6 protein-coding genes and 1 tRNA gene are annotated in these 6834 nt (G+C 48.4%); 3 read left to right on the forward strand and 4 right to left on the reverse strand.

Annotation, left to right across the window (positions count from 1 at the left end; translation table 11 throughout):
- Positions 1 to 36: 36 nt before the first annotated feature.
- Both Q0V82_RS11440 and Q0V82_RS11445 read right to left on the reverse strand, forming a co-directional pair.
- A complete protein-coding gene (locus tag Q0V82_RS11440; protein ID WP_297575823.1) occupies positions 37 to 534 on the reverse strand; it encodes a GNAT family N-acetyltransferase in 498 nt (165 codons plus the stop codon).
- A 101-nt stretch (positions 535 to 635) separates the two neighbouring features.
- Entirely contained in the window at positions 636 to 896 is a 261-nt protein-coding gene (locus tag Q0V82_RS11445) for an accessory factor UbiK family protein (protein ID WP_297575825.1), read from the reverse strand.
- 244 nt (positions 897 to 1140) lie between these two features.
- Between Q0V82_RS11445 and glnK the strand changes: the two genes are divergently transcribed.
- The 3 genes from glnK to Q0V82_RS11460 all read left to right on the forward strand — a co-directional run bounded on the left by glnK (position 1141) and on the right by Q0V82_RS11460 (position 4910).
- Positions 1141 to 1479 (forward strand): P-II family nitrogen regulator, encoded by a 339-nt coding sequence (glnK, locus tag Q0V82_RS11450; RefSeq protein ID WP_221021629.1) that lies wholly within the window; start codon positions 1141 to 1143, stop codon positions 1477 to 1479.
- Positions 1480 to 1563: 84 nt separating this feature from the next.
- Positions 1564 to 3045: an ammonium transporter gene (amt, locus tag Q0V82_RS11455; protein WP_297575827.1), complete on the forward strand. Its 1482-nt coding sequence runs from the start codon at positions 1564 to 1566 to the stop codon at positions 3043 to 3045.
- Positions 3046 to 3284: 239 nt separating this feature from the next.
- Complete coding sequence (locus Q0V82_RS11460) at positions 3285 to 4910, forward strand: methyl-accepting chemotaxis protein (RefSeq protein ID WP_297575829.1); 1626 nt, start codon at positions 3285 to 3287, stop codon at positions 4908 to 4910.
- A gap of 560 nt (positions 4911 to 5470) precedes the next feature.
- Here Q0V82_RS11460 and Q0V82_RS11465 read toward each other — a convergent pair.
- Together Q0V82_RS11465 and Q0V82_RS11470 are read right to left on the reverse strand one after the other, a co-directional pair.
- Positions 5471 to 6457, reverse strand: coding sequence for a glycosyltransferase (locus Q0V82_RS11465; RefSeq protein ID WP_297575832.1), 987 nt, complete (start codon positions 6455 to 6457; stop codon positions 5471 to 5473).
- Between the two features lie 189 nt (positions 6458 to 6646).
- Positions 6647 to 6719, reverse strand: a tRNA-Lys gene (locus Q0V82_RS11470).
- Positions 6720 to 6834 lie beyond the last annotated feature (115 nt).

Raw genomic sequence — 6834 nt, forward strand, 5'->3', positions numbered from 1 at the left:
ATCACGGTGACGGATTTACACCGTGAGCGTGTGGCGTTATTGCTTGAGCCGCCGAACAAAATGCAAATAACCCATTTCGCGGGCATAACCCATTTTTTGATAAATGCGGTGGGCGCGCACGTTTTCTGGGCCGGTTTCCATCATCAGCATGCCGATTCCGGCCGCTTGTGCTTCTTTTTCAACTTGAGCCAATAAGGCTTCGCCCACGTGCTGACCGCGATAAGCCGGTTGCACATACAAATCATTCAGTACCCAACTCCGACACAAAGCAATCGATGAAAAGCAGGCAAAGACTTGCGCAAAGGCGAGGGTTTCTCCGGCACTATTGCGCGCTAAATAAATCTTTGAATCGCCAGTTGCCAATCGTTCGGCTAAAAAAGCCCGTGCTTCTGGCACATTATCGGGGCAGCCATAAAATTGACGATAGGCATTAAATAAGGGGGCTAAATGGTCGAGATCGAGAATGCTGGCGTAGCTTAAATAGAAACTAGAGGCGCAAGGTTCTGGATTGAGTCGGGCGTCGGCGGCAGACATGGCGATCTCTTTTTGTCGTTGTTTTTTTCATGGTACAAAAAAACCGAGCACATGGCTCGGTTTCTTATTGTTTTGTTGCATATGTTGCTGAGGCGTCAGTTTTATATGCCGTCTTGTGGGTTGTTAGTTTGCAGGCGCATTTCTAGTTCTGTAACGCGCGCTTCCATTTGGGTCAGCGTTTCGCGGGTGCGGGCGAGCACTTCTTGTTGAATTTCAAACTCTTCACGCGTGACCAAATCCATTTTATTAAATGCCGATCCCATCATGGCGCGCACGTTTTTTTCGAGATCTTTCGCTGGACTGGCGGCGATGGCTTCTGAGATTTTATTGCTGATTTCATCGAAAAATTTGTCTTTTAACATCACTTTCTCCAAGTATTGGCAATGGTTGAATCCAGTTTAGCAGATTCAAATTCACAACAGTTTGATTTACATGCACCAAGAAGGAGCAGCATGCGCCACCTTTGATTTAAATATTGCGCTGCAACAGTGCTATCTTGGATCGGCGTGAATCTAAATCAATGAAAAATACCGCCAAGCTGAGCTGGCACGCTTCATGCTAACTATTTTACTTACCAATCTAACCGTTTGCATAAGGAGTTACACCATGAAATTTGTAAGCGCAATTATCAAGCCTTTTAAGCTTGATGAAGTTCGTGAAGGCTTGTCAGCAATTGGTGTGCAAGGTTTGACTGTGACCGAGGTAAAAGGTTTCGGTCGCCAAAAAGGCCATACCGAGTTGTATCGCGGTGCTGAGTATGTGGTCGATTTTTTGCCCAAAGTTAAGGTGGAAATTGCGATTGCTGATGAGTTGCTCGAGCAAACGATAGAAGCGATTGAAAAAGCCGCCCACACCGGAAAAATCGGCGACGGAAAAATCTTTGTCTTTGACTTGATGCACGTGGTGCGAATTCGTACCAGTGAAACGGGTGACGCCGCAATTTAAATTGAGCTGATCGCCATCGATATCAACAGAAAAAATAATTCGCTAGCGATACATCACGATAGATTTGATCTGGAGCGCATGAAAATGAAAAAAATACTCGCATCATTAGCTTTGTTTTCCGCCATGTGGGTGGCGGCCCCTAGTTTTGCCGCTGACGCGATCACTGCCAGTGCGGCCTCGGCAACGATGGAGGCGGTGGTCGAAGTGGCAGTGAGCGTTCAAAACACCGCTGCTGCGATTGCAGCGCCGGTGATGACGGTGAATAAAGGCGATAACAGTTGGTTGTTTGTGGCTACGGCCTTAGTGATTTTGATGTCGATACCAGGTTTGGCGCTGTTTTATGGTGGCTTGGTGCGCAGCAAAAATATGCTGTCGGTGCTGATGCAAGTATTTAGTATCTTTAGCTTGATCAGCGTGCTGTGGGTGATTTATGGCTATAGCTTGGCGTTTACTGAGGGCAATGCATTTTTTGGCTCTACGTCAAAAATACTGCTTAATGGGGTCACGCCAGATTCAATTGCCGCCACGTTTAATAAAGGCGTTGGTATTTCTGAGCTGATTTATATTGCGTTTCAAGGCGCATTTGCCGCAATTACTTGCGGTTTGATTGTCGGCTCGTTTGCGGAACGCATTAAGTTCTCTGCGCTATTGGTGTTTTGCGTGCTGTGGTTTACGTTTTCTTATTTGCCCATCGCCCATATGGTTTGGTACTGGGCCGGTCCTGATGCGTATACCGATGCGGCGGCAGCGACCGCAGCAGCGGCGACCGCTGGGTTTTTATTCCAAGATGGTGCTTTAGATTTTGCCGGTGGTACGGTGGTGCATATTAATGCCGCAGTGGCCGGTTTGATTGGTTCGTATTTTGTCGGCAAACGGATTGGTTATGGCCGTGATCCAATGACGCCACATAGTTTAACGATGACGATGATTGGTGCTTCATTACTCTGGTTTGGCTGGTTTGGTTTTAACGCCGGCTCGGCGCTTGAGGCCAACGGTACTGCAGCTTTGGCCTTTGTGAATACTTGGGTCGCTCCTGCGACTGCGGCAATGACTTGGTTGCTGATTGAGTGGTTATGGAAAGGTAAACCTTCATTATTGGGTGCGGCATCGGGTGCGGTGGCCGGTTTGGTGGTGATTACCCCTGCGGCGGGTTTTGTCGGGGTCGGTGGTGGCTTGGTGATGGGCGTGATTGCCGGTATTGCTGGTTTATGGGGTGTGCATGGCTTGAAACGTTTATTGGGTGCGGATGACTCTTTAGATGTGTTTGGCGTGCATGGCGTTTGCGGTATTGTTGGGGCGATTTTGACCGGCGTATTTGCCAGCCCAGATCTGGGTGGCACTGGCGTATGGGATTACGTGAGCAATAGCGTAGCGACGTCGTATAGCATTATCGATCAAGTTAAAATCCAAACGCTGGGTGTTTTAGTGACGATTGCATGGTCGGGTACGGTGGCGGTGGTGGCGTATAAATTGGTTGATATGACGATTGGCCTGCGCGTGAAAGAAGATGAAGAACGTGAAGGACTGGATGTCTCTAGCCACGGTGAGAAAGCGTATAACAACTAACATGGTGTTGCTGCATTAATCCGATGGCCTTCTTGCGAAAGAAGGCCATTTATTTTGTCTAATGCATGTGTATTGATGGTGTATTTATAAGTTTTAAGTAAATTTTTACAGTTGCTCGCGTCAGAAATTCGTTGCAATACCGTTGTAGGCGGTCTAAAAAGGGTTGCTAACACGTTGATATAAACCCACGAAAATTAATTATTGGTGGGGGGCTATATTGAGTCGATTCAAGGGATGGCATGATGAATCAATTTAAAATCCGTACGCAAATTACGATTTTGGGTCTATTGGCACTCACCGGAATGTTATTTGTTGGTGCGATCGCCTATCTGAATAATAACCATTTGGTGCAGAGTATTGAGGCAGTGAGTAAGGGAACGACTTTGCTCAGAAATCAGACCGAAGCCGATATGATGCATGACGGTATTCGGGCCGATGTCTTGGATATGAATCGACTGTTTGCGGTGGCCAATCCAGACCCTGATGAAATTAAAGCCGTGAAAGCGGGTTTAAAAGAACACTTAGAAAACTTTAACCGTTTGGTCGCTGAAAATGATCAGATGCCATTGCCAGAAAATGAACGTGACGCCTTAAATGCGCTAAAGCCTGATCTTGCTGAATATGTACGAATGGCACAAGTTACTGCGGATAAATTTGAAAAACACGATGGCGATGCCACTGCTACCTATCAAAATTTCTTTCAAGTTTTTGGTCGGCTCGAAGGCAGTATGGAGAAATTTAGCTCGCTGATTGAGAACAATATTCATCAGGCCAATGATCAACAAGCTGCGATTATTAAACAAGCTCAGCTTTGGGTCTGGAGCTCAGTGATGATTGCGACCGGCTTATTGCTGATGGGTATTTGGTGGGTGAGCCGCGCGATTACTCGGCCTATTTTTATGGTGCAAACCTTTTTGGCCAACCTCAACGGTGATTTTCGTCGCCGCTTACCTGATTTAGGCAGCAATGAACTGGGTGAAATGGCCAAGGCTGTGAATCAACTCATTCAAAATCAAGCCCATACCGTGAATTTGATTCAACACGCAGCAGCAGAAGTGGCTCGCGTATCGAATCAGCTAAAAGGGCTCTGTGCCAATACCAGTCAATTGGCCAATCAAGCCAGCCAAGACGCGCATCAAATTAAAATAATTACCGATCAATTGGCCGAATCAGTTGAAAGCGTATTGCATAGTGTCGATTTGACCACCGAGCGGGCGACCACCACCACCGCAACCGCCAACGAAGCGCACGCCAGTATGTCGCGCTCACACCATGCAACGGCCAATTTAGTGGTGGTTACACGGCAATCGTCGAGCATGATTCAAGAGTTAGGTTCAGCTGCCGCCGCCATTGATAGTATGGCCACCGTGATTAAAGATATTGCCGATCAAACCAACCTATTGGCCTTAAATGCCGCCATTGAAGCCGCTCGAGCCGGGGATACCGGACGTGGCTTTGCGGTGGTGGCCGATGAAGTTCGCAAACTGGCAGAGCGAACAGCGGCATCCACTGCCGATATCGCCAAAATGACACAGCATATAGGTCAAGCCACTAGTGAAGCGGCCAAAGCCATGCACGAGGTCAGCGAGGGCGTGAATCAAGGCGCGCTGGATGTCGCCAGTGCGATGCAAGGGCAAAATGCGATTGTGCAAAACACCACAGAAATGAAAGTCTTATCGATGGGCATTGCCAGCGCCGCACAAAAAGAAACGCTTTCAATTCAAGACACCGCCAACGCCATGTTGGAAATAAATCGCAAAATTGATACCGCGAGCAATGCGGTTGATCAAATCAGTCTTGAGGCTGATCAATTACTTGGCTTAGTCGCGGATTTACAAACAAATATCGCGCAATTTCAAGCCTAATCCGCTGCCAGTGGTGGTTAGGCTTGGTTGGCGTTGGGTTTGCTCGCCGCCAAAAACCCTGCAGGCTGGGCGCTTTTTGCGGCGACTCTGTAGCAAACTCACATAGCATGACTATGTATCGCTGACTACGCCTTGATTCGCCGCGAAAATTACGTAAGCTGCGACGCAAAATCCAACGTCAACAGAGTCTAAGATTTAAACGTTCAATTTCATCCGAACGCTACTCGGTAAGCGCGCAAATAGCGGCGAGAAATCGGTCGCATCCATCAAGCTTTTTAGCGTTAGCCCCTATTCAGTATCGCCAGTGATGCTCAGGCGGCGCTGAACAACAAAGTATCTGGCTCTTCTTGTTGTCGAGCAATTAACCAATAATCAGCAAGCTGCAATCATTCAACAGGCTCAGTTTTGGGTATGGCGCTCAGTGATGATTGCGACCAGTGGATTGCGGATGGGTATTTTGCGTTAAGCGCTGGCGTAGCGTGACTACGCTGCTCGCTTCGTGCCTTGCCACGGGCCAAAATCCACGCCAACTCGGTTGGCAAACCAAATGTCAACAGACCCTAGCCTAAGCGCTGCATGGTGAGCGGATCAGGCCCTGTGGCTTTCCACGCCCGCCATGCTTGTTGCAAGCGCGAAATCTTTTGTTCGAGTAATTTGGCATCAACATAATGCTGACTTTGGTTGGCGTTTTGTAATGCATTGCCCCAGTGTAAAACGGCAGCCTCATCGAGTAACCACGCGGGGGCGCGCTCGTTAATTTGCCATAACCAATAAGGAGAAAGTAGCGCATGCACCTTGAGTGTCTGAGGGCATGGATCACAACCGAGGTTTTGTAATTGCGCTTGCCAAATATGGCGCACATAAGGGTTGGCATCGTCGCGTAAAATGCCGCTGCTGCGCTGGCTGGGGTGTTGACGATAACGAACCAAAGGAATGCCTAAATTAGCCAACTCACCGTGCTGGCTTAAGCGAACCGTAAAATCCCAATCTTGCGCCATGTCCATGTTGGCGGTGTAACGCACGCCGCTGTCGAGCCAGCGCTGGCGATTGAGCACCATGGCGGGTTGCGCCATCGCGCAGTAAAACAATTGATCGACGCAAATCTCAGCATGCGACATTGGAAACAAGCGAATGGCGGTGTTGCCTTGCTCGTTAAAAACTTGCATATCGCCAGCAACGGCAATCACTTCGGGGTGCTGCTGCAAAAATGCGACCGAGACGGCAAAGCGCAATGGCAGGCTGATATCGTCGGCATCATGCAGCGCAATCCAGTCTCCTGTGGCGGCCGCCATGCCGGTATTGCGCGCGCACGAGACGCCGCGATTTTCGGCAAAGTCAATCTCTTGTATTGTGAATGTTGTCAGTGCCGGTAGCGCCGCTCGAAGTGCCGTAAAGTGATCCGAATGCGGTTTTGTCCCGCCATCGTTGATGAAAATAAATTCAAGCGCAGTAAACATCGACCAATCGGCTTGTGCTAAACCGGTGAGCATGGCTGAAAAATGGCTTGGCTGTGGATTGAAATAAGGAATAACAACGCTGATTTTCATAACGCGACCCAAAATAGTAACTATTAATTACGCCAACTTTATACACTGCTAGCCATTGCTTGTGTGATGTTGAATGCGTATTTAAATGTAGCCTTACTGAGAACGCATGGTATCGCCGAGTCTATGCTGCTGCGAGCGGATAGCAAAAAGCCCAACTTTTCAGCTGGGCTTTTTACATGGTATTGAGTGTGGGCCGTGCGGGATTCGAACCTGCGACAAATGGATTAAAAGTCCACTGCTCTACCAACTGAGCTAACGGCCCAACGAATGGGTTTTGCATAATACACTAAACGATTTACTCTCCTGCAAGAGGATGGTGGGTCGTGCGGGATTCGAACCTGCGACAAATGGATTAAAAGTCCACTGCTCTACCAACT

Source organism: uncultured Deefgea sp. (assembly GCF_947072475.1).
Lineage (GTDB): Bacteria > Pseudomonadota > Gammaproteobacteria > Burkholderiales > Chitinibacteraceae > Deefgea.